This window comes from Polynucleobacter sp. HIN9 (assembly GCF_030297635.1).
GTDB lineage: Bacteria > Pseudomonadota > Gammaproteobacteria > Burkholderiales > Burkholderiaceae > Polynucleobacter.
This window is the reverse complement of record NZ_AP028140.1, coordinates 1387805-1409801: the sequence shown is the minus strand read 5'-3', so window position 1 is coordinate 1409801 and position 21997 is coordinate 1387805. Positions and strand designations below refer to the sequence as shown.

The 21997-nt window shown below is 48.9% G+C and carries 20 protein-coding genes; 13 read left to right on the top strand and 7 right to left on the bottom strand.

Going from position 1 to position 21997, the window contains the following annotated elements:
* Window positions 1–8: 8 nt before the first annotated feature.
* Window positions 9–1667, bottom strand: a complete 1659-nt coding sequence (gene metG / locus QUE62_RS07065) for a methionine--tRNA ligase (RefSeq protein WP_458574821.1) — start codon at window positions 1665–1667, stop codon at window positions 9–11.
* Between the two features lie 126 nt (window positions 1668–1793).
* Between metG and QUE62_RS07060 the strand changes: the two genes are divergently transcribed.
* Genes QUE62_RS07060 through QUE62_RS07050 form a run of 3 tightly spaced genes read left to right on the top strand, consistent with a single transcriptional unit; the run spans window position 1794 to window position 5486 of the window.
* Window positions 1794–2612 carry a formate dehydrogenase accessory sulfurtransferase FdhD gene (locus tag QUE62_RS07060; RefSeq protein WP_286223374.1) on the top strand — a complete coding sequence of 273 codons (819 nt, stop codon included), beginning with the start codon at window positions 1794–1796 and terminating at the stop codon, window positions 2610–2612.
* A gap of 48 nt (window positions 2613–2660) precedes the next feature.
* On the top strand, window positions 2661–3227 hold the full coding sequence (dcd, locus tag QUE62_RS07055) for a dCTP deaminase (RefSeq protein ID WP_286223373.1): 567 nt from the start codon (window positions 2661–2663) through the stop codon (window positions 3225–3227).
* A gap of 6 nt (window positions 3228–3233) precedes the next feature.
* Entirely contained in the window at window positions 3234–5486 is a 2253-nt protein-coding gene (locus QUE62_RS07050; RefSeq protein ID WP_286261279.1) for an arginine/lysine/ornithine decarboxylase, read from the top strand.
* 10 nt (window positions 5487–5496) lie between these two features.
* Here QUE62_RS07050 and argH read toward each other — a convergent pair whose 3' ends face one another.
* Window positions 5497–6924: an argininosuccinate lyase gene (argH, locus tag QUE62_RS07045; RefSeq protein ID WP_286261278.1), complete on the bottom strand. Its 1428-nt coding sequence runs from the start codon at window positions 6922–6924 to the stop codon at window positions 5497–5499.
* A gap of 53 nt (window positions 6925–6977) precedes the next feature.
* Here argH and hemC point away from each other — a divergent pair, with 53 nt between their 5' ends.
* Together hemC and QUE62_RS07035 are read left to right on the top strand one after the other, a co-directional pair.
* Window positions 6978–7907: a hydroxymethylbilane synthase gene (hemC, locus tag QUE62_RS07040; RefSeq protein ID WP_286225113.1), complete on the top strand. Its 930-nt coding sequence runs from the start codon at window positions 6978–6980 to the stop codon at window positions 7905–7907.
* Window positions 7908–7911: 4 nt separating this feature from the next.
* Complete coding sequence (locus QUE62_RS07035) at window positions 7912–8751, top strand: uroporphyrinogen-III synthase (RefSeq protein ID WP_286261276.1); 840 nt, start codon at window positions 7912–7914, stop codon at window positions 8749–8751.
* On the opposite strand, the gene QUE62_RS07030 is transcribed toward QUE62_RS07035, so the two are convergent.
* Window positions 8699–9289: a chorismate--pyruvate lyase family protein gene (locus QUE62_RS07030; RefSeq protein ID WP_286261275.1), complete on the bottom strand. Its 591-nt coding sequence runs from the start codon at window positions 9287–9289 to the stop codon at window positions 8699–8701. The two genes, QUE62_RS07035 and QUE62_RS07030, sit on opposite strands and share 53 nt — an antisense overlap.
* Window positions 9290–9301: 12 nt before the next feature.
* A complete protein-coding gene (locus QUE62_RS07025; RefSeq protein ID WP_286223367.1) occupies window positions 9302–10624 on the bottom strand; it encodes a DEAD/DEAH box helicase in 1323 nt (440 codons plus the stop codon).
* A 192-nt stretch (window positions 10625–10816) separates the two neighbouring features.
* Between QUE62_RS07025 and leuE the strand changes: the two genes are divergently transcribed.
* Both leuE and msrA read left to right on the top strand, forming a co-directional pair.
* Window positions 10817–11488, top strand: a complete 672-nt coding sequence (gene leuE, locus QUE62_RS07020; protein WP_286261273.1) for a leucine efflux protein LeuE — start codon at window positions 10817–10819, stop codon at window positions 11486–11488.
* Window positions 11489–11510: 22 nt separating this feature from the next.
* Complete coding sequence (gene msrA / locus QUE62_RS07015; RefSeq protein WP_286223365.1) at window positions 11511–12056, top strand: peptide-methionine (S)-S-oxide reductase MsrA; 546 nt, start codon at window positions 11511–11513, stop codon at window positions 12054–12056.
* An 11-nt stretch (window positions 12057–12067) separates the two neighbouring features.
* Here the strand turns inward: msrA and pdxH are convergent, their stop codons facing one another.
* Entirely contained in the window at window positions 12068–12715 is a 648-nt protein-coding gene (pdxH, locus tag QUE62_RS07010; RefSeq protein WP_286223364.1) for a pyridoxamine 5'-phosphate oxidase, read from the bottom strand.
* A gap of 22 nt (window positions 12716–12737) precedes the next feature.
* Between pdxH and QUE62_RS07005 the strand changes: the two genes are divergently transcribed.
* The 4 genes from QUE62_RS07005 (at window position 12738) to ald (ending at window position 16659) form a co-directional block, all read left to right on the top strand.
* Window positions 12738–13514, top strand: a complete 777-nt coding sequence (locus QUE62_RS07005; RefSeq protein ID WP_286261271.1) for a tRNA threonylcarbamoyladenosine dehydratase — start codon at window positions 12738–12740, stop codon at window positions 13512–13514.
* A 182-nt stretch (window positions 13515–13696) separates the two neighbouring features.
* A complete protein-coding gene (locus QUE62_RS07000; RefSeq protein WP_286223362.1) occupies window positions 13697–13852 on the top strand; it encodes a hypothetical protein in 156 nt (51 codons plus the stop codon).
* Window positions 13853–14119: 267 nt separating this feature from the next.
* Complete coding sequence (locus QUE62_RS06995) at window positions 14120–15520, top strand: amino acid permease (RefSeq protein ID WP_286225105.1); 1401 nt, start codon at window positions 14120–14122, stop codon at window positions 15518–15520.
* On the top strand, window positions 15517–16659 hold the full coding sequence (ald, locus tag QUE62_RS06990) for an alanine dehydrogenase (RefSeq protein ID WP_286261269.1): 1143 nt from the start codon (window positions 15517–15519) through the stop codon (window positions 16657–16659). Before QUE62_RS06995 ends, ald begins: the two co-directional genes overlap by 4 nt.
* Here ald and QUE62_RS06985 read toward each other — a convergent pair.
* Both QUE62_RS06985 and QUE62_RS06980 read right to left on the bottom strand, forming a co-directional pair.
* The gene (locus QUE62_RS06985; protein WP_286261267.1) at window positions 16639–17244 is read right to left on the bottom strand and encodes a DUF3501 family protein; all 606 of its coding nucleotides are present in this window, start codon (window positions 17242–17244) and stop codon (window positions 16639–16641) included. The two genes, ald and QUE62_RS06985, sit on opposite strands and share 21 nt — an antisense overlap.
* A gap of 3 nt (window positions 17245–17247) precedes the next feature.
* A complete protein-coding gene (locus QUE62_RS06980) occupies window positions 17248–18585 on the bottom strand; it encodes a heterodisulfide reductase-related iron-sulfur binding cluster (RefSeq protein ID WP_286261265.1) in 1338 nt (445 codons plus the stop codon).
* Between the two features lie 113 nt (window positions 18586–18698).
* Between QUE62_RS06980 and QUE62_RS06975 the strand changes: the two genes are divergently transcribed.
* Together QUE62_RS06975 and pepN are read left to right on the top strand one after the other, a co-directional pair.
* On the top strand, window positions 18699–19286 hold the full coding sequence (locus tag QUE62_RS06975; RefSeq protein ID WP_286223357.1) for a TMEM165/GDT1 family protein: 588 nt from the start codon (window positions 18699–18701) through the stop codon (window positions 19284–19286).
* Between the two features lie 32 nt (window positions 19287–19318).
* Window positions 19319–21985, top strand: coding sequence for an aminopeptidase N (gene pepN, locus QUE62_RS06970; RefSeq protein ID WP_286261263.1), 2667 nt, complete (start codon window positions 19319–19321; stop codon window positions 21983–21985).
* The last annotated feature ends 12 nt before the right edge of the window (window positions 21986–21997 follow it).

Here is a 21997-nt window from a genome sequence, read left to right as displayed (position 1 = left end):
GGGGAGTCTTAGCGATTTAATTGGAGGAGAGTCTCGACCTGGGTTGGCTCAACCCGGGTCATTAAATGACGATAAGGTTTAATGGCCATGTCGCTCTTTAATGATTTGCGGATGTCGTGCCATTGCATGGGCTCAATCGATAAAAATTCTTCAACTTGAGTAACAAGATTTGGCAAGACAGGCTTTAAATACAAGCTCAAGCGACGGAAAGATTCTAGGATGACGCTACACACTTCATGTAGTTTGCTTGACCCTTGGGGATCCTTGGCAAGCTCCCAAGGCTTGTTCTCATCGACGTAGGCATTGACCAGATCCGCGAGCTCCATGATTTGACGTACTGCTTTTGCAAATTCGCGAGATTCATAAAGATCTGCGATTGAGTCACTTGCATTGGCAATCGATTCTAGTAATGGATGCGTCATCGCTGCATCCGTAACTCGACCCTCAAAGCGTTTTACTAAAAATCCAGCGGTACGACTAGCGATGTTGATGTACTTCCCCAAAAGATCGCTGTTAACGCGTGCCACAAAATCTTGGAGGTTTAGATCCAGATCCTCCATGGTTGCATTCAACTTTGTTGCAAAGTAATAGCGAAACCATTCAGGATTAAGACCAGCTTCAATCACACTGTTGGCAGAAATAAGCGTGCCACGTGATTTACTCATCTTCTCGCCATCCACGGTTAAAAATCCGTGAGCAAAAACATTGGTGGGTGTGCGATAGCCTGAAAAGTGCAAGGTCGCAGGCCAAAAGAGCGTATGAAAATACAAAATGTCTTTACCAATGAAATGGTATTGCTCGGTAGTGCTATCGGGCTTAACCCAGTTTGCAAAATCAAGGCTTCGTTCCTTGCAATACTTTAGGAAGCTCGCGTAATAGCCAATGGGAGCATCAAGCCATACATAAAAATATTTACCGGGCGCGTCGGGGATTTCAAAGCCAAAGTAGGGCGCATCACGCGAAATATCCCAGTCACCTAGTTTGCTATCCCCCTCGGTGCCCACCCACTCTTTCATCTTGTTCTTGGCTTCAATCTGTAGCGGGGTTTTTACTTGGGTCCATTCGCGTAAAAATGCTTCACAACGCGGATCGGATAGTTTGAAAAAATAATGATCCGAGACCTTACGAATTGGCGTAGCACCACTCACCACGGAGTATGGATTCTTGAGATCGGTGGGCGCATACGTGGCGCCGCATTTCTCGCACGAGTCGCCATATTGGTCAGCAGCTCCACATTTAGGGCAGTTGCCTTTGATGAAGCGATCAGGCAGAAACATTTCTTTCACCGGATCGTAGGCTTGCTCAATCGCCCGCTTTTCAATCAATCCTGCCTCTCGCAACTTCAGATAAATTTCCCGAGATAGCTGCTCATTCTCAGGACTATCGGTGGTGTAGTAATGATCAAAGGAGATCAGAAAGTGATCAAAATCCCGCTTGTGTTCATGCCACACCTTGTCGATTAGCTCTTTGGGAGTAATTCCTTCTTTTTCAGCTCGTAGCATGATTGGGGTACCGTGGGTATCGTCGGCACCGACGTAATGCACCTCATGGCCACGCATTCTTTGGAACCGAACCCAAATATCCGTCTGAACGTATTCCACGAGATGTCCAATATGGATTTGGCCATTGGCGTAGGGTAGGGCGGAGGTGACGAGCAGTTGACGCATATCAATCATTCTTATTAAACATTGATTTTAGACTGCGGTTAAAGTGTATGGTGAGATACCGTGGGGTATCGATGATGGACAAAGATCAGACCGCCGATGAGTAAGACTTCGCAATCCACTATTGCAATGACAAACGCTTCTGTACCCGTGGTTCATGAGGTGGCGATTATTGATGAGTTAGGACGCCAGAAAACTACTTTTATTCCAGGCGAGCGCTCCTTGACCATCTACTTGGATAAGCGCGAAGTGGTGACTCTCATGACCTTGGGTGCGGCACCCGAGGCCTTGGTCCTAGGATATTTACGCAACCAACGACTGGTGGAGTCGGCTGAGGATATTGAGAGCATTCAGGTTGATTGGGAAACCGACTCAGCGGCGGTCAAGACCCGCAGAGCCACAGTCGATATTGATGCAATCACCAGTAAGCGTGTCGTGACCACGGGCTGTGGCCAAGGCACCATGTTTGGTGGGTTAATGGAGGATATGGCCCAGATTCGGCTACCAGACGGCCCTAAGCTTCATCAGGCGGCGATTGTGGATCTCTTGGAGCAAATCAGGGCTCATGAAACCATCTACAAGAAAGCGGGCTCTGTGCATGCCTGTGCGGTATTTGAGCGTGCTGGGGACGATCGGGTCAGACTCTTGCATCTGATTGAGGATGTGGGCCGGCACAATGCAGTTGACTCCATTTCGGGCTTACTTTGGTTGGCTAAGCGCCAAGGTGAGGACCTCATCTTTTTTACGACCGGGCGCTTAACTTCGGAGATGGTGATCAAGGGGGCTCAGATGGGTATTCCCTTTTTGCTGACCCGTTCCGGGGTTACGCAGATGGGCTTGGAGCTGGCCAAAAAGACCCATTTAACCTTGCTCTCGCGCTGCTCTGGTAAGCACTTTGAGATCTATAACGCCCCAGAGCGTGTGGTTTTTCAGACACCCTCGACCTGAAAGCGAGGGTTTGTGTCCACTTGGGCACGAAAGTCTTACAATCCCGCCATGACTATTAAATCTGACCATTGGATTCGCCGGATGGCCGAGGGGGGCATGATTAGCCCCTTTGAGCCCGGCCAAATTCGGACGAACGCCGCAGGGCAAAAAATTGTGAGTTATGGCACATCAAGTTATGGCTATGACATTCGGTGCGCGAATGAGTTCAAGATCTTTACCAATATCAACAGCACGATTGTGGATCCGAAGCAATTTGATGAAAAGTCATTTGTGGATTTCAAGGGTGATGTCTGCATCATCCCCCCTAATTCCTTCGCCTTGGCAAGAACGGTGGAGTATTTCAAGATCCCTCGCAATGTGTTAACCATTTGCGTAGGCAAGAGTACCTATGCGCGTTGCGGAATCATCGTCAATGTCACACCGTTTGAGCCCGAGTGGGAAGGTTATGTCACCTTGGAGTTTTCGAATACCACTCCATTGCCAGCCAAAATTTATGCGGGCGAGGGTTGCGCTCAAGTCCTTTTCTTTGAGAGCGATGAAGTATGCGGTACCTCTTACAAAGATCGTGGCGGTAAGTACCAAGGCCAACACGGCGTTACGTTACCCAAAACCTAAGCCATCATGAAATTTCGTTTCCCGATCATCATCATTGATGAAGACTTTCGCTCCGAGAACATTTCGGGTTCTGGTATTCGTGACCTTGCAGTTGCGATTGAGAAGGAAGGAATTGAGGTGATTGGTCTCACCAGTTATGGTGATCTCACCTCATTCGCGCAGCAAGCCTCGCGAGCATCATGCTTTATTTTGTCGATTGACGATGAAGAATTTGATGCTGTTATCGACTCTGAAGACAGTGATCTGCCAGCGATTACCAATTTGCGCTCTTTTGTCGTCGAAGTGCGTAAGCGCAATGAAGATATTCCGATCTTTTTGTATGGTGAGACCCGTACCTCGCGCCATATTCCGAACGATATTTTGCGTGAGCTGCATGGCTTCATTCATATGAATGAAGATACGCCGGAGTTCGTGGCGCGCCACATCATTCGTGAGGCTAAGGTCTATCTTGATTCTTTAGCGCCCCCGTTCTTTCGGGCGCTCACCCACTATGCCTCTGAGGGTTCGTATTCCTGGCATTGCCCGGGTCACTCAGGAGGCGTTGCCTTTTTGAAGAGTCCTGTTGGTCGTATGTTCCATCAATTTTTTGGTGAGAACATGTTGCGTGCCGATGTTTGTAATGCAGTGGAAGAGTTAGGTCAGCTCTTAGATCACACCGGACCCGTGGTGGCCAGCGAGCGCAATGCCGCACGTATCTTCAATGCAGACCATTTGTTTTTTGTCACTAATGGCACATCGACCTCGAACAAAATTGTTTGGCACTCGACAGTGGCTCCGGGCGATGTGGTTCTAGTCGATCGCAATTGCCATAAATCGGTGATTCATTCGATCATGATGATGGGTGCGATCCCAGTATTTTTGATGCCCACCCGTAATCATCTTGGCATTATTGGGCCTATTCCAAAGGAAGAGTTTGAGTGGGCCAATATTCAGAAAAAGATTGCGGCTAACCCCTTTATCAAAGATAAAAATGTTGTGCCACGGGTCTTAACCATAACCCAGAGCACCTATGACGGGATTGTCTATAACGTTGAGATGATCAAGTCCATGCTCGATGGTAAGGTCGATAGCTTGCATTTCGATGAAGCGTGGTTACCGCATGCAGCTTTTCATCCTTTTTATCAGGACATGCATGCGATTGGTCAGAATCGTAAACCTCCACAAAAGAGTTTGTTGTTCTCAACCCAATCAACCCATAAATTACTCGCTGGCTTATCGCAAGCCTCCCAAGTCTTGGTGCAGGATGCCCAGGAGCGCAAGCTTGATCGAGATTGCTTTAACGAGGCCTACTTGATGCATACCTCGACCAGTCCTCAGTACGCGATTATTGCCTCATGCGATGTATCGGCAGCCATGATGGAGTCACCCGGTGGCACCACCTTGGTTGAAGAGTCGATTGCGGAAGCCTTAGATTTTAGGCGTGCGATGCGTAAGGTCGATGAGGAGTTTGGCTCTGACTGGTGGTTTAAGGTTTGGGGCCCAGATCATTTGGCTGAAGAGGGCATTGGAACGCGTGACGATTGGATTTTGGAGCCCAACGCCTATTGGCATGACTTTGGTCCTTTGGCCAAGAACTTCAATATGCTTGATCCGATCAAGGCAACGGTGGTTACTCCGGGCTTGGATATTGAAGGTAATTTTGGTGAGATTGGTATTCCGGCAAGTATCGTGACCAAGTACCTGGCCGAGCACGGCGTGATCGTTGAGAAGACCGGGCTCTATTCATTCTTCATCATGTTCACGATTGGTATTACCAAAGGGCGTTGGAATACTCTCGTGACCGAGTTGCAACAGTTCAAGGATCACTTTGATAAGAACCAACCCCTGTGGAAGGTGCTGCCTGAGTTTGTTGCTAAGCACCCCCGTTACGAACGCGTGGGACTACAAGAGATTTCTGCGCAAATTCATTCTTTTTATAAGAGCCGCGATGTAGCCCGCATGACCACTGAAATGTACCTCTCGAATATGGAGCCAGCGATGATTCCAGGCGACGCCTGGAGCAAGATGGCCCATAAAGACATTGACCGAGTACCGATTGATGAGCTTGAGGGTCGCATTACCGCCATGCTGGTAACACCATATCCCCCGGGCATTCCACTGCTGATTCCGGGTGAGCGCTTTAATAAAGCGATTGTGGATTACTTACGCTTTGCACGTGACTTTAACCAACGGTTCCCGGGCTTTGAAACCGATATCCATGGCCTAGTTAAAAATGCCGATGGCAATCACGGTTACTACGTCGACTGCGTGCGTGCTTAACGAGTTTTAATTACTTCTTTTTCAGGGCGGTGCGGGCACGTTTAATAGCTGCAATGACCTGTTTGGGGGCAGTACCTCCCAAATGATTGCGGGCACCCACTGAACCCTTAGGGGTTAATACCGCAAACACATCCTGAGTAATTAACTTAGATTTGGTGGTTAATCCGCAAGCCTTAATGAGCTCCGTCAGAGTGAGATCGCTTAAAGCACAATCTTTCTCAACGCAGCGTTTGACTGCATGAGCAACCGCCTCATGCGCATCCCGAAATGGCAATCCTTGCTTAACCAAGTAATCGGCCAGATCCGTAGCGGTTGCAAAACCCTCTTCTGCTGCGTATTCCATTGCGGCTTGATTAACCTTGATGTGAGGGACCATATCCGCAAAAATTTGGATCGTTTGGCTAACTGTATCGACGGCGTCAAAGAGAGGCTCTTTATCTTCTTGATTATCTTTGTTATAGGCAAGTGGTTGCCCTTTCATGAGGGTGAGAAGAGCAATCAAATCACCATTCACCCGCCCGGTCTTGCCACGGGCTAACTCAGGGACGTCGGGATTTTTCTTCTGCGGCATGATTGAGCTGCCGGTACAAAACCGGTCTGGCAAATCAATAAAACCAAAGCGTGGGCTGAGCCACAAAATCAACTCCTCAGATAATCTGGAGACATGCATCATGAGGATTGCAGCGTTTGCACAAAACTCAATTGCGAAATCACGATCAGACACTGCATCGAGCGAGTTTTGGCAGACTCCATCAAAACCCAGGGTTTTGGCAACACGGGCCCGATCAATCGGATAGCTGGTACCAGCCAGAGCGGCGGCACCCAAAGGCAATTGGTTCACTCGCGCACGGCAATCGACAAAGCGCTCTGCATCACGGGTAAACATCTCGTAGTAAGCGAGCAGATGATGGCCAAATGTCACGGGTTGAGCTACTTGCAGATGGGTATGACCCGGCATGATGGTATTGGCGTGTTGCTCCGCCAAGTTGAGAAATGCCTCGCGTAAACGTGTGAGGTCACCCAAAATTAAATCAATTTCACTTCTTAGCCATAAACGAATATCGGTGGCAACTTGATCATTGCGTGAGCGGCCAGTATGTAGACGTTTGCCCGCATCCCCGATCAATTTGGTAAGCCTAGCTTCAATATTGAGGTGAACATCTTCAAGGGCTAATTGCCAATCAAAGCGTCCAGACACAATTTCTTTTTCGATCTGGGCCATGCCCTTTTGAATGGCCATGAAATCAGCCTTCGAAATGATTTTCTGGGCAGCCAGCATCTCGGCGTGGGCCATAGATCCGGCAATATCCACAAGGGCTAGCCGCTGGTCGAAGGCCAGTGAGGAAGTGTAGTGCTGAACTAGGGAATCGACGGGTTCAGCAAAGCGGCCAGACCACGCTTTGGATTTATTGGCTAAAGAATTTTTGGATGAGCTCATAAACACAGTATATTGTGTGTCGTAACAGTTTATTTTAATTCTGAAGTTGCCCTATGAGCCCAACGCGTTTAGTTATTGCCTCTCGTGAGAGCAGGCTTGCCATGTGGCAAGCCGAACATGTTCAAGCATGCCTTAAAAAGTTGTACCCCGGCTGCGAGGTCATCATCCTAGGAATGACCACCAAAGGCGATCAAATCTTAGACCGCGCCCTCTCTAAAGTGGGGGGCAAAGGACTCTTTGTAAAAGAGCTGGAAACCGCTCTGGAAGATGGTCGCGCTGATCTTGCCGTGCACTCATTAAAAGACGTGCCGATGGTGATGCCAGAGGGCTTTGATCTTTCATGCATCATGGTGCGCGAGGACGCGCGCGATGCCTTGGTATCCAATGACTATGCCAGCTTGGCTGAGTTACCCGCAGGAGCAGTGGTCGGTACCTCAAGCTTGCGGCGTGAAGCGATTATTCGGAGTCAGTATCCTCATTTACGGGTTGAGCCATTGCGCGGTAATTTAGATACGCGGATGGCCAAGCTGGACCGCGGTGAATACCAGGCCATTATTCTGGCTGCCGCTGGCTTAAAGCGCCTAGGGATGGGTGCTCGCATTAAAGCACTGTTGCCTTATGATCCCCATACCCCAGCTGCTGGCCAAGGGGCATTAGGCATTGAAACCTTAAGTGCACGCCCTGATGTGAAAGCCTGGCTAGCGCCTTTAAATGATTTACCAACCGCTCTCGCAGTGACCGCCGAGCGGGCGGTATCACGTAAATTGGGTGGCTCGTGCGAGGTGCCTCTGGCGGCTCACGCACAATGGCAAAACCCGCAAGAGCTCTCGATGCGCTCCTATGTGGCCAGTACTGATGGTCGGCAAATTTGTTTGGCTTCTGGTTCGCGTGCGATCAGCAATTATCAAGAAGCGGAAGCATTTGGCCTGGCGATTGCTGATGATCTGATTGCGAAGGGGGCGGCAGCCTTATTGCCGCACTAAATCTGTGAAGGGGTTTGAACCGGCGATCATCGTAACCCGACCGACCGGTCAAGCACGCCGCTTAACTGAATTAATCCAAGCAGCTACGCAGGCAGTTTATCCATCGGTGCGGATGGTGAGTCTTCCCTTGCTGACGATTATTCCAAAAAATGATTTCGCGCTCCTAACGCAATTACGCACAGCCTTACAACGCTCAACACTGATCATTTTTGTGAGCCCCAATGCGATTGAGTGCGCCATGCGAGCTGTCGATGATGCGAACTCGTCTTGGGGGCAATTAGTGAATCCTGGAGTAAAGATTGGGGTGGTGGGGCAGAGCAGTCAAGAGGCGCTGATCCGGCACGGCCTAACCAAAGCATCCATCTTGGTTCCCGCCCACGATGAATCGGACTCTGAGGGTCTATGGAGGGTCCTTCAATCCAAGATCACTGACTGGCCTAAGGAATCTGTTTTGATTATTAAGGGAGAGGGGGGTCGTGAGACCCTAATCGAGCAATTGCGTTCAGTTGGCGCTGGGCTTGAGATCGTATCAATTTACTCGCGTGTTCCATTAGATCTTGCTAGCCCATTATGGCAGTCGTGCACCGAACTTGATCCACTGCATACGTTGTGGACCTTAACCTCGTCTGAGGCGGTGCGGCATTTGGGTGAGCGCTGTAAAGAGGTCAACCGAATTCCAAGACTTGCGATTGAGAATAGCTCGGCTTTGTGCAGTCATGCCAATATCGCACATGCAGCTCAGCAAATCGGTTTTAGAAATATCTCGGTTTGTGAGCCGCGGGACGAGTCGATTAGTCAGTCTGCGGCAGCTTGGTTAGTAGAGCAGGTAAAAAGATTTCCATAACCAGTAGAGGGTGACCGTTGAGTTGGTAGAGTGTGCGTCTGGCCCAAACGCGTTTGGGGAGATCCGCATACCGTCGTTGGCAGGCTTTCCACTCTGGATGATGATGGTCCAAACGAACAATTTGCCGAATGGGGCGAAAGCGCCCTTTGAGAACTTTGGCAAATAAAACTGCACCCAAGGGTTTATGACCCAATTTCAGAATCGTATGGTTACTGCCAATCGAACTTGTGATGGGCAATACGCTACGCGCCATCACAATTGGCTCACTCTGATCGCACAGCAAAATCTCACGAACCCGCGAGCGATGGATTGGGCGTCGAAAGAATTTTTTTTCGGATGCAACTAAATTTTGTTTGCCATCGGCAAGGATTTGTAATTCAAGGTGGCGATCTTCGGGATAGTGAAGTGCTTTCTCGAGTTTGCGTGTGAGCGATCCAGTATCGCTTAACCATTCTTGTAATGCCAATGGAGCACCCAAGGGTGCTCCATGGTCAAGTTGATGCCAGGTCGATGGGGAGCGAGACTTCCGCCACAACATACAAGGCGCTAATTAGTGCTGACGTGTGCTATTTTGAAATGAGCCAGTACGTGAACCAAAGCGCGGCCCTGAACTTTTACGCGCCTGACCCCCAAACTTGGGTTTAGTGCGTTTGGCAGCTCCAGGGCGATGATTAGGTTTATGTGAGCTTGGTTTTTGTTGAGGCTCAAGACCTGCAATTTCAGCAGCAGCCATGGGTTGCTGAGTAAATCGCTCAATCGCTCTAATCTTCACGCGATCACGATGCTCGGCTAGTGTAATGGCAATACCATTGCGCCCAGCGCGACCTGTACGACCGATACGGTGCGTATAGTCCTCAGGTTTCATGGGCAGACCAAAATTGATCACGTGACTGATTCTGGGCACGTCAATTCCACGCGCAGCTACATCAGTGGCGACCAAAATCCGGGTTTGGCCTTTGCGTAATGAATCGAGGCGACGGTTGCGAACGGCCTGTGGCATCGCGCCATGCAAGGCACTCGCTTGATAGCCATTGGCACGCAAGGTGTCAGCAATCTTTTCGCTTTCTACTTGGGTGCTCGCGAAGACAACTGCTTGATCGAGCTCGGGGTCGGAGAGCAGGTGCTCCAACAGGCGATGCTTGTGCGCCATGTTGTCAGCCCAATGAAGTTTCTGGGCGATATTGGCATGCGCTTCACCAGCATGGGCAAGCTCGATCCGTTTGGCGTCTTTTGTGAGGTTTGACGCTAGGCTCATGATGCGCGGGGCAAACGTTGCTGAGAACATGAGTGTTTGAGAACGACCTTTGCAACGCTCATCAATTGCCTCAAGATCTTCAGCAAAGCCAAGATCCAACATGCGATCAGCCTCATCGACCACCAGGCACTCAACTTGATCTAAGCGAATGGCGCGTGAGTTAAATAAGTCCAGTAAGCGACCTGGAGTCGCTACCACTAAGCTTGCCCCCTTAATCGCTTGGATTTGCTTGCCGTAGGGCATACCACCCATGATGGTGGCAATCCGTAGGCTCTTGATACCGCGCGCCAGATTAATCGCATCGGTGGCAACTTGTTGCGCTAGTTCGCGGGTTGGACACAAGACCAAGATCTTGGGCTGAGCGCGACCAGGTACAGGGCTACCATTGGGATTGGCAAGAACAAGTTGATGAAGAAGTGGCAATAAAAAAGCAGCAGTTTTACCGCTTCCAGTTTGGCTGCTCACCAATAAATCGCCGCCCTCGAGGGCCGCAGGAATAACCTGTGCTTGGACGGGGGTGGCTTGTGTATAGCCCAGCGCCTCAATGTTCTTGAGTAAGGGCGCAGCTAAGTTCAATGAAGCAAATGAATGGTTCGTAATTTCAGCAGAATGTGACATGCAATACCCATCCTCTCATAGGATGGTCTCCGGTTGTGCGCCAAGTTTATGTAAAGGCGCGATGGTCAAGGGCATCGACCATCAGACAAGCGGCAGCGGGGTAAAAACCAAAACGCTGAAAAATGTAAATTGCTGGGGACGATGTTTCAAAAAGCCCTCCATTATGACACGTTTCCTGTTTATGATCTAGTCATGCTGGATTGGATGAATTTGACCCATGTTGGCGTCGTACAGTTGCCAACCTTTATTCTGGGCACCATCGCGATTGTTTTATTGCCGGGCCCAAACTCCCTTTATGTTCTGACAGCCTCATCCAAGCTGGGCTGGAGGGCCGGGGTGTGGGCATCATTGGGCATTGTGGTGGGCGATTCAATTCTGATGATTGCCATTGTTTTAGGGGCTGCATCCCTCTTACAAAACTCTTCTGGCATTTTTATGGCATTACGTTGGCTGGGGGCGATTTACTTGCTGTGGCTAGCTTGGGGCCTGATGCAAACCGCTTGGAATCGTTTGCAAAGGTCCTCCTCACAAAATAGCGCTCCAGCAAGCACCATGCGACTTATACATATGCATCCATTTGTGGCTGCACTCGGTTTATCGCTCACCAATCCCAAGGCCATTTTTTTCTTCATCTCCTTCTTTACCCAGTTTGTCGATCCACAATTTGCCAATCCAGCCCAGAGTTTTTTATACCTTGCCATCATTTTGCAGATGATTAGCATCACCTACTTGGGGGTACTGATTTGGGTTGGTGAAACTCTGGCTCATCGAATGGAGCGCCATCCGCAATGGGCGGCTATGCTGTGGTTTGGGGTTGGCGCACTATTTATCTATTTTGCGTTACGCTTATTGATAGGCGGTTAAGTAAAAACAGTATTGGAGAATCTTGGTGGCAACGATCTTAGAGAAGGCGATATTGGGCGGTGGGTGTTTCTGGTGCCTCGAGGCGGTCTATCAGCGCGTTCAGGGCGTTACGCATGTGATCTCGGGATATGCTGGTGGCCATGTTGTTAATCCCAGTTATGAGGCGGTCTGCTCGGAGTCGACTGGGCATGCCGAGGTTGTTGAGATTGAGTTTGATCCCAGCATTATTTCCTATCGGCAGTTGCTAGAGATCTTCTTTGTGATTCATGATCCAACCACATTGAACTACCAGGGTAATGACGTAGGAACGCAATATCGCTCGGTGATTTATGCCCTTAACGATCAGCAATTGCAAATCGCTAAAAACCTAGTCAAAGAGCTTGAGGAGCAAAGACAGTTTTCTGATCCGATTGTTACGGAAGTGATCATGGCCCCCGTTTTTTATCCTGCGGAAGACTACCATCAGAATTACTATCGCAATCACCCATTTCAGGGTTATTGCATGGCAGTTGTAGGTCCTAAGGTTAGTAAGTTTAAAAAGACTTTCTCATCTTTACTGAAAGATTGAGAGAGAACCTTCTATGGCGCCAAGCGACTAATGCGCCATGTCTCTTGAGCCTTGGTGTACAAAATACGATCATGTAAACGTGAGGGGCGACCTTGCCAAAACTCAATCTTCTCGGGCCTTAAACGATATCCTCCCCACTGGCTTGGTCTTGGGGGATTTTCGCCAAATTGTTGTTTAAAGCGTAATTCTTCTTGTTCTAAAAAAGCACGACTTTCAATTTCTCGGCTTTGGGGTGAAGCCCAGGCGCCTATGCGAGAGGCTGGGGGGCGTTGAAAAAAGTAATCATCGCTCTCAGCTGCGCTTAGTTTGGAGACAATTCCATTAATCCGCACTTGGCGCTCTAGCTCGTGCCAATGAAATAGTAGTGCCGCTTGTGGGCGGATTGCAAGCTCTTGCCCCTTTTGACTTTCGTAATTTGTAAAGAAACAAAAATCACCTTGGCTGATTCCTTTTAATAAAACCACCCGGGCTGAGGGCGTACCTGATGCATCTGCTGTTGCTAGCACCATGGCATTGGGTTCCGGACATTCTGCCTGACTAGCTTGCTCAAACCAGCTTTCAAACAGGATGATGGGATCGAGAGGCAGCTCACGTTCCGATAGTTGCCCTGCGGTATAGTTTTTCCGTAAATCGGCTAAGTTTTTACTGATTGAACTCATGGATTGAGTATAAAGAGAGCGTATGACAAACGAAAGAGTGCTTGGCCCAAGTACGTGTGAGAGCAATGAAGTGGCAGATCGACGATTTGCTGGGGTGGCTCGTCTTTATGGAGAGGATGCCTTTAAAGCATTTGGCCAAGCCACGGTTGTGGTGATCGGCTTGGGTGGGGTTGGCTCATGGGCTGCTGAGGCTTTGGCTCGCTCTGCGGTTGGGCATTTGGTTTTGGTCGATTTTGATCATATTGCACCTAGCAATGTGAATCGTCAGTTGCATGCCATTGAAGGTAGTTTTGGGAAAGCTAAAGTGCTGGCTATGGCTGAGCGTCTTCAAGCCATTAATCAAATGATCACAATCACTATGCATGATGTATTTGCGGAGCCAGCCAATTTGGAGCAGATCATTCCGCATAACTCTTTTGTACTGGATGCCTGCGACGATGTATCGGCGAAGGTAGCGCTGGCTAGCTTTTGTAAAACTCAGCAGATTCCATTAGTGATGTGCGGAGGCGCGGGCGGGAAGGTTGACCCCACCCGAATTCAGATTGCTGACTTATCCAAAACCACCCAAGACCCCTTGCTAGCCAAAATCAGAGCCCAGTTGCGCAAAAACCACTCATTCAGTAGGGATTTGAAGAAATCCATGGGAATTCAGGCTGTTTATTCAGTGGAAGCTAGGAGGGGCTTAGCCAGCGGGGGTTTGGAATGCTCTGGGTATGGCTCAGGAGTTACCGTAACCGCAGGGTTTGGATTTACAGCTGCCGCGGCTTGCCTTGCCCAAATAGCCAAATTACAAGCTTAATATTTTGCTAAACTCCTGATTTACTTGAAATGATGTTCAGGTAATTGGTTTGTCAACCCTTTGTTTTTAGAAGCGTTAATGAACTAACCTAATGAAAGCCATTTGTAGCTACATTGGTTTTCTTTGGGCTGTTGTATTTCCGTAGGAGACTACGTTTATTAATTTTTACTTTGGAGTTTTACATGAAAAAGATCGTTGCTATGTTAGTTGCTGGTTTGTTCTCTGCTGGTGTTTTCGCTCAAGCTGCTCCAGCTAAGAAAGATGACAAGAAAGACGCTAAGCCAGCTGCTGCTGCTCCAGCTCCTGCTGCTGCTCCTGCTGCTCCAGCCAAGAAGTAATTCTTCTTGTTTAAGAGAACCCCAGCTTGCTGGGGTTTTTTTTCATCCAAAATTTGCTCAGAATCACTAGGGCTATCCCTGTAAGAATTTACTGATTTTTCTGTAAGTAACTATTTTTTTAATGGCAGCTTTCATTGATTATTCAGTAGATTCTCAAAGTTACTTAATTATTAATTTCGTTCTTGATACTTCTATAGTTTTTAAGCACTAGTTTCAAACGTATTCGCTCCATAGACTCTCATGCGGTGGCGTTGTGCCACTGTCATCATGAAAGGAGTTCTCTTGGAGAAGAATGAAGAAGGCTTAAAGCGCCATCTCAAAGTCAGACACATTCGCTTAATGGCTTTGGGTTCGACCATTGGTGTCGGATTGTTTTTAGGATCTGCCACCGCAATTCAAATTGCGGGACCATCAATTTTGCTTGCGTATTTCTTAGCCGGCCTGGTTGCATTCGTGGTTTTGCGAACCTTAGGTGAAATGGCGGTTCACGAGCCAGTCACAGGGTCATTTGCCACCTATGCCAATACCTATGTCAATCCCTTAGCGGGATACATGGTGGGTTGGGGCTATTGGACATACTGGGTGGTGGTAGCTATTGCCGAAGTCACCGCGGTTGGTATCTATATGGGGGTTTGGTTCCCAGATATACCGCAGTGGATTTGGGCGCTATCGTCCATCATCCTGATGGGGCTCATTAATCTGATTGCAGTCAAAGTATTTGGTGAGTTTGAGTTTTGGTTTGCGCTCATCAAGATCATGGCGATTGTGCTAATGATCGCTTTGGGCTGCTCGGTCATTTTCTTTGGGTTTACCAACGATTGGGTACCAATGGGATTGGGAAATCTTTGGCAGCATGGCGGATTTTTCCCGAACGGATTTAGTGGATTTTTGCTCTCCTTGCATATGGTGTTGTTTGCCTATGTTGGTATTGAGATGATCGGCCTATCGGCGGGCGAGGCACAAAATCCAAAACAGACGATCCCAATGGCTATTGATTCATTGATCTGGCGCATCCTGATTTTTTATCTGGGCGCATTGATGGTGATCTTGGCTATCTTTCCCTGGAATGAAGTAGGTCAGCAAGGCAGTCCATTTGTAGCGATGTTTGAGCGCATTGGTTTGCGTGAGGCTGCAGGTGTTGTTAATTTTGTGGTCATTACCGCTGCCTTATCTGCTTGTAACGCTGGTGTATTTAGTGGTGGCAGATTACTGTATGCACTCTCAGCTAATGGCTACGCACCAAAGCCTTTTGTCAAGCTGTCAAACAATGGTGTGCCGCATCGTGCTGTGATTGGAACGGTTTGCGTACCAATGGTAGGCGTGATCCTGAACTATTTTGTCCCCGAGAAGGCATTCCACTACATGATGGCAGCCGTTACATTTGTGGGCCTCATGGTTTGGATTTCCATTCTGTATACCCACTATCGCTTTCGGGCAAGCCTTAGCAAAGATCAGCTTGCTCAATTGTCGTATCGCACACCATTGTGGCCCTATTCCAGTTGGTTTGCCTTGGCCTTCATCGCGCTCGTCATTGTCTTGATGAGTTTTCATGAGGATGCGCGCATGGCACTCATTGTGGGTCCGATCTTATTAACCATTTATTTGATCCTGTATTTCGTATTGGGGATTGATAAAAAACACGTACTTCAATTAGGAGAGCAAAAATGATTATTGGTATTCCAAAAGAAATTAAGAACAATGAGTTTCGAGTTGGCCTCACCCCTAGTTTGGTGAGTAGTCTGACGCGGCAAGGTCACACAGTGTTAGTGGAGCAACATGCTGGGGCACAAATTGGTTTTGCTAACGAACAATACGAAGCAGCTGGAGCAAAATTAATGGCAGATGCTAAAGCGGTTTTCGCAGATGCTGAGTTGATTGTGAAGGTGAAGGAGCCACAGCCACAGGAGTGCGCGATGCTTCACGAGGATCAAACTCTCTTTACCTATTTACACCTGGCCCCTGATCCAGTGCAAACGGAAGCATTAATCAAGTCCAAGGCCATCTGTATTGCTTATGAGACGGTGACCTCATCGAGTGGCGCACTCCCGCTCTTGGCACCCATGAGTGAGGTGGCTGGGCGGATGTCCATTCAGGCGGGGGCGGCACATTTGGAGAAATCCAAAGGTGGCTCTGGATTATTGTTAGGCGGCATTCCTGGGGTTACTGCGGCAAAGGTATTGATCTTAGGTGCAGGTGTTGTAGGGCGCCATGCCTTACAAATTGCCGTCGGTATGGGCGCCCACGTGAGCATTATGGATCGCGACTTGGATCGACTGCGGCAGATTGATGCACTCTATGGCAATCGAGTCCAAACCCTATTTTCTGATCAGCAGAGTATTGAGAATGCAGTGAGAGATAGTGATTTAGTGATTGGCGCAGTGTTATTACCAGGTGGTTCGGCGCCAAAATTGGTGACCGCAGCCATGATCGGGCAGATGCGAGCTGGATCGGTGGTGGTAGATGTAGCGATTGACCAGGGCGGTTGCTTTGAGACCTCGCGACCCACCACCCATGCGGAACCCACTTATGTTGAGCACGGGGTGATTCATTATTGTGTGGCTAATATGCCAGGCGCGGTTGCCCGAACATCTACGATTGGTTTAACCAATGCAACCTATCCCTTCATTGAGCAGATTGCTAATCTTGGGGTGATAGAAGCATTGCGGCAGAACACGCATTTGAGGAATGGCTTAAGCGTCTATCAAGGGCAACTCACTTCTGCACCCGTCGCTCGGGCGCAGAAGCGGTCGTACGTCTCAGCAGATGAGGCTTTACTGCGCCCCGATTTAGTCGAGGTCTGTGACTAAGGAGGCGAGTGTTTCATGAGGGAGGGTTTCGACATGCATGGGATATCCCTTGTGGTCGCAACCCACCATCATTTGAGCACCGGCCTTTAGCGCCTCTTTCATCGCAGGTGTTAATGGAATGCGCAGGAAGTGCACGGCCGAGGTTTTCTCGGTCGTTGCACGCTCTAGATCCTCGTCGGCAATTGCATAGACCCGTGGCTGACCTTCAATCTCAATAAAAATCCGATCTTCTACACCAACTAATTTAGCCAGTGCTACGCGACGATCGGCCTCATTAGGGTACTCAATCATCATGGTGACCTTGAAGTCTGAACCACTCGGTACCATTGGATTGTAGGCATCTAACTCGTCTTGAATGCCTTCTTCTTCAAAGGTTTTCTCAACGCGCAACATCTCCTGAATCTGATAGCGCATTAAGAACTCGTTTTCAAAAATGAGCGTGAGATGCTCGCCCAGGTGGACGGTACGTAGTTTGCGTTCCGCAATGGCGCGCGCTCTCATTTCAGGGCGTGCTTTGTGATAAGCCTCAAGGCTTAATAAACTATCGCGAGTAATTTTTCCCATTTCAATTGATCCTGTTGTCATGATTTAGAGTCCGTAGGCCTTGGCCATTAGTGTGAGTGGATGAGCCATCGCGGTCTTGGGCAGACCCAGTTCATCCATTCCTTGCGCAATGTGGTGCCCAGCGAGTTGGCAATCGGAGCTAATGTAGTTTGGTGATTCTTCAGCCATGCTGCGAAATACTGGACGACCAATCTTCATTGCCATCGCATGAAACTCTTTCTTGACGCCCCAGGTTCCGGAGTGGCCTGAGCAGCGCTCCACCACATTCACTTCGGTTCCTGGAATGAGTTTCAATGCCTCAGCGGTTTTCTGACCAACGTTCTGCACGCGGGAATGGCAGGCGACGTGATAGCTCACATGACCCAACTCTTCTTTGAAGTCTTGGTTTAAAAGACCATCCTTGCTGCGCGCAATAAAGTACTCAAACGGATCCCACATCGCGTCTTTGACTGCTTGCACATCAGCGTCATCGGGGAACATCAATGGCAACTCTTGTTTAAACATTAAAGTGCACGATGGAATTGGAGTCACGATGGCATAGCCCTCACGCGCCAACTTAGCGAGTTTGGGGATGTTCTTTTCCTTATTTTCTTTTACGGACTCAAGATCACCTAATTCGAGTTTAGGCATGCCACAGCAGGCCTCTTTGTCAACCAGGGCATACGGGATCTGGTTGTGATTGAGGATCTTAATGAGATCTTGACCGATACCAGGCTCGTTGTAGTTGATGTAGCAAGTAGCATAGATCGCGACTTTACCGGGGGTGCGTTGACCATCTTTTACTGGAAACGCTACCGATGGCTTCGCCAATTGGGGGAAGGTCTTCGAAGCGTATTCAGGAACCCATGCTTTTTTATCAACGCCTAAGGCGCCTTCCATCATTAAACGGGTGACGCCCATATTGTTCACCGCATTGACCGCTTGGGTCACGATTGGAATGCCTGCAAATTGTCCAAGCTTGTCAGTGGAAGATAATAATTTGTCACGGAAAGTGGTTTTACCTTCTTTGAAGGCAACCGCCTTCGCGCGCAGCATCAAATGCGGGAAGTCAATATTCCAAGGGTGGGGTGGGGTGTAGGGACACTTGGTCATGTAGCAAACGTCACACAGATAGCACTGATCAACCACTTTTTGATAGTCGGCTTTTGCCACACCTTCTACTTCACCTTCCTCGGTCGCATCGACGAGGTCAAAGAGGGTAGGGAATGAGCCGCAAAGATTGACGCAACGACGGCAACCATGGCAAAGATCAAATACCCGCTCCATCTCGGCTTCGAGTTTCTCGGTGTTGTAGAAGTCCGGATTGGTCCAGTCCAAGGGGTGTCTAGTTGGGGCTTCGAGATTGCCTTCGCGTAAAGTCATGGAATTGCCTTTAGAGAAAAATTAAGATGCACGCAGTTTAGGGTTTTTTCCTATGATAGCCAAATTGTATTAATTAAAAATATTGATAGATTTTATTTAAATATCTGATTTATATGGATTTTTATGGATTATTCATTTCTACCGGGGTGGTTGCCCTGGCAGAAATCGGGGACAAGACCCAGCTTTTGTCACTCATGCTCGCAGCGCGCTATCCCAAGCATGCCTGGCCGATTATTTGGGGGATCTTGCTGGCAACGCTTGTTAACCATGCGCTCGCTGCTTATGTGGGACATTGGGTTGCTGGGCTACTCAGTCCTGATCTATTGCGTTGGATTCTGGGAATTGGATTTTTAGCCCTTGGCGCTTGGCTACTTATCCCCGACAAATTGGATGAGGACCAAGCTGCAAAAGCAGCAAAAGGGGCTTGGGCAATTTTTGTATTGACCACCAGCTTATTTTTCATTGCCGAAATGGGTGATAAGACCCAAATCGCCACGATTGCTCTGGGAGCGAAGTATGACAGTGTGGTGTCGGTCACGATTGGGACAACTCTTGGCATGATGCTCGCGAATGCTCCTGCGGTATGGCTTGGTAAGCAATTTACCAAGCGCTTGCCAATTACGTGGGTGCATCGTATTGCGGCGATGATATTCATTGTGCTTGGAATGGCGACCTTACTTTGGGGTGGGGATCTTGCGTAAGCGCTAAGTAAAGATCCAACTAAAATCGTTCCATGCGAACCGATTCTGCCAAGCGCTTTTTGCGCTCTCAATACAAAGCTCCCGATTATCAATTTGGCCAAGTAGAGCTTGATTTTGAATTAATGCCGCAACGCACCCTTGTGCACAGTCGCATTGAGGTGATCCCTAGTGAGATCACGCAAACCTCGAAAGACGAGCTCCCCCTTATTTTGGATGGTGAAGAGCTCGAGTTCATTAGCCTGCGTATCAATGGCGAGACGCATCGCCATTTGGAGCTAACGCCGGGGAGACTGGTGATTCATGGTTTACCTCAAGGAGGCAAGCAGCGTTTTGTGATTGAAATCAAAACCGCATGCATTCCTGAGAAAAACACATCATTGATGGGCTTGTATGTCTCACGTGGTAATTTCTTCACGCAGTGCGAAGCAGAGGGTTTTCGGAAAATCACGTATTTCCAGGATCGTCCCGATGTGATGGCGCGCTACCGCGTGACCATGCGAGCACTCAAAGCCGATTACCCAGTCTTGCTCTCGAATGGCAATTTGATTGCCAAAGAGGATTTGGCCGATGGTTGGCACAGCGCCATTTGGGAAGACCCGTTTCCAAAGCCTTCTTATCTGTTTGCCTTGGTGGCTGGAAAATTAGTTTGCTCAGAGGATGTGATTACTTCTCATAGTGGTGATAAAAAACTATTGCAAATTTGGGTTGAGCCGCGGGATCTGCATAAAACCCACCACGCGATGGACTCGCTAAAGCGATCGATTGTTTGGGATGAGAAGCGCTTTGGTTTAGAGCTTGATTTAGAGCGCTTCATGATTGTGGCGGTGAGTGATTTCAATATGGGGGCGATGGAGAACAAGGGCCTCAATATCTTCAATACCAAGTTTGTGCTGGCGGATGCGCAAACGGCAACGGATACGGATTTTGCCAATGTTGAGAGCGTAGTAGCCCACGAGTATTTTCATAATTGGACAGGCAACCGCGTGACCTGTCGGGATTGGTTTCAACTATCACTGAAAGAAGGTTTAACCGTCTTTCGGGATCAAGAGTTTTCAGCCGATCAAATAGGTACAGAGTCTGGTCGGGCGGTTAAGCGCATCGATGATGTGCGTTTACTTCGCCAGCTACAGTTCCCCGAGGATGCGGGGCCCATGGCTCATCCGATACGGCCCGATGAGTATCAAGAAATCAATAATTTTTATACGGTAACGGTCTATGAGAAGGGTGCGGAGGTGGTACGGATGTATCAAACCTTACTTGGGGTTGATGGCTTTCGTCGCGGCATGGATTTGTATTTCAAGCGTCACGATGGGACGGCGGTGACCTGTGATGAGTTCATCGCCGCGATGGCTGATGCGAATGAGCGCGATCTCAGCCAGTTTAAAAACTGGTACAGCCAATCGGGTACTCCGCGAGTTCAAGTCAATGAACAGTTTGGTGCTCGGAAGAAAGAATATCGCTTGACCCTCAAACAACATTGCCCCCCAACACCTGGGCAGAAGACCAAAAAACCATTTCATATTCCCTTGAAGGCGAGTTTGTTATTTGAAAAGGGCGCATCCATTACTGCAAAAGAAGCAAAGCATTTTGGTCAAGAAGTATTGCTAGAGCTAACCCAGTCAGAGCAAACGTGGGTAGTCAAGCAAATCCCGGCAAAACCAGTGCTTTCGATCAATCGGGATTTCTCGGCACCCATTTTGATTGAGCACGAGCAAAGCGAAGCAGAGTTGCTCGCTCTCATGGCCTATGAGACGGATTCATTTAATCGGTGGGAGGCTGTGCAAAAACTAGCTCAGCAATTGATTTTGGTAGGTCGAGAGCCCGATCGGCGATTGCTAGAGGCCTACCGTGAATTGTTGGTCGATCCGCAATTGGATCCGGCGTTCAAACAACTTCTCTTTACACTGCCAGCCGAAACCTATTTGTATGAGCAGGTTCAGTTGGTTGACCCTCAGCAATTGCATTGGGCGCGTAGAGGTTTTAAGTCTGCTCTAGCGCAAGCGCTTAAATCCGACTGGGAAAAGACCTACCGCTCGCTCCAAACCTCAGCGAGCTATAGTCCGGACGCAATGAGTATGGGTCGGCGCGCTCTCAAAAATGATGCGCTGATGATGCTTTTAGAAACCAAGGACACTCGCTGGTATGAGGTGGCCGAAGAGCAATACGAGTTAGCGAACAACATGACCGATCGCTTTGCGGCATTACAGGCCCTTGTATTCGCTCACGCACCCCAGGCTGAGAATGCCTTAGCTGATTTTTATCAGCGCTTTGCGGAAGACCCGCTCGTGGTTGATAAGTGGTTTGCCTTACAAGCAATGCGACCCCCGCAAACCAAGGGTCAGTCTGTGCTTGGTCATGTGCAAGAGCTGATGCGACACCCCGCATTTCAGATGAATAATCCTAATCGGGTGCGCAGCCTCATTCATGCATTTTGTTTGAGTAACCCAGGTGGATTTCATGGGGTCGATGGTGTGACCTATGCCTTTTGGGCCGAGCAAGTGATTGCATTAGATGAGATCAATCCTCAAGTAGCGGCGCGACTGGCCCGTGGCTTAGACCGTTGGCGTCAGTTTGCATCACGCTACCAGAAGCCGATGAAAGCGGCGCTAAAGACCCTAGCAACAGTCAGTCGGCTTTCCCCAGACGTGCGCGAGGTTGTTTCTAAAGCGTTGGGAGACGCTCATCCTAGCGCCTCGTAAAGGCATTGATTT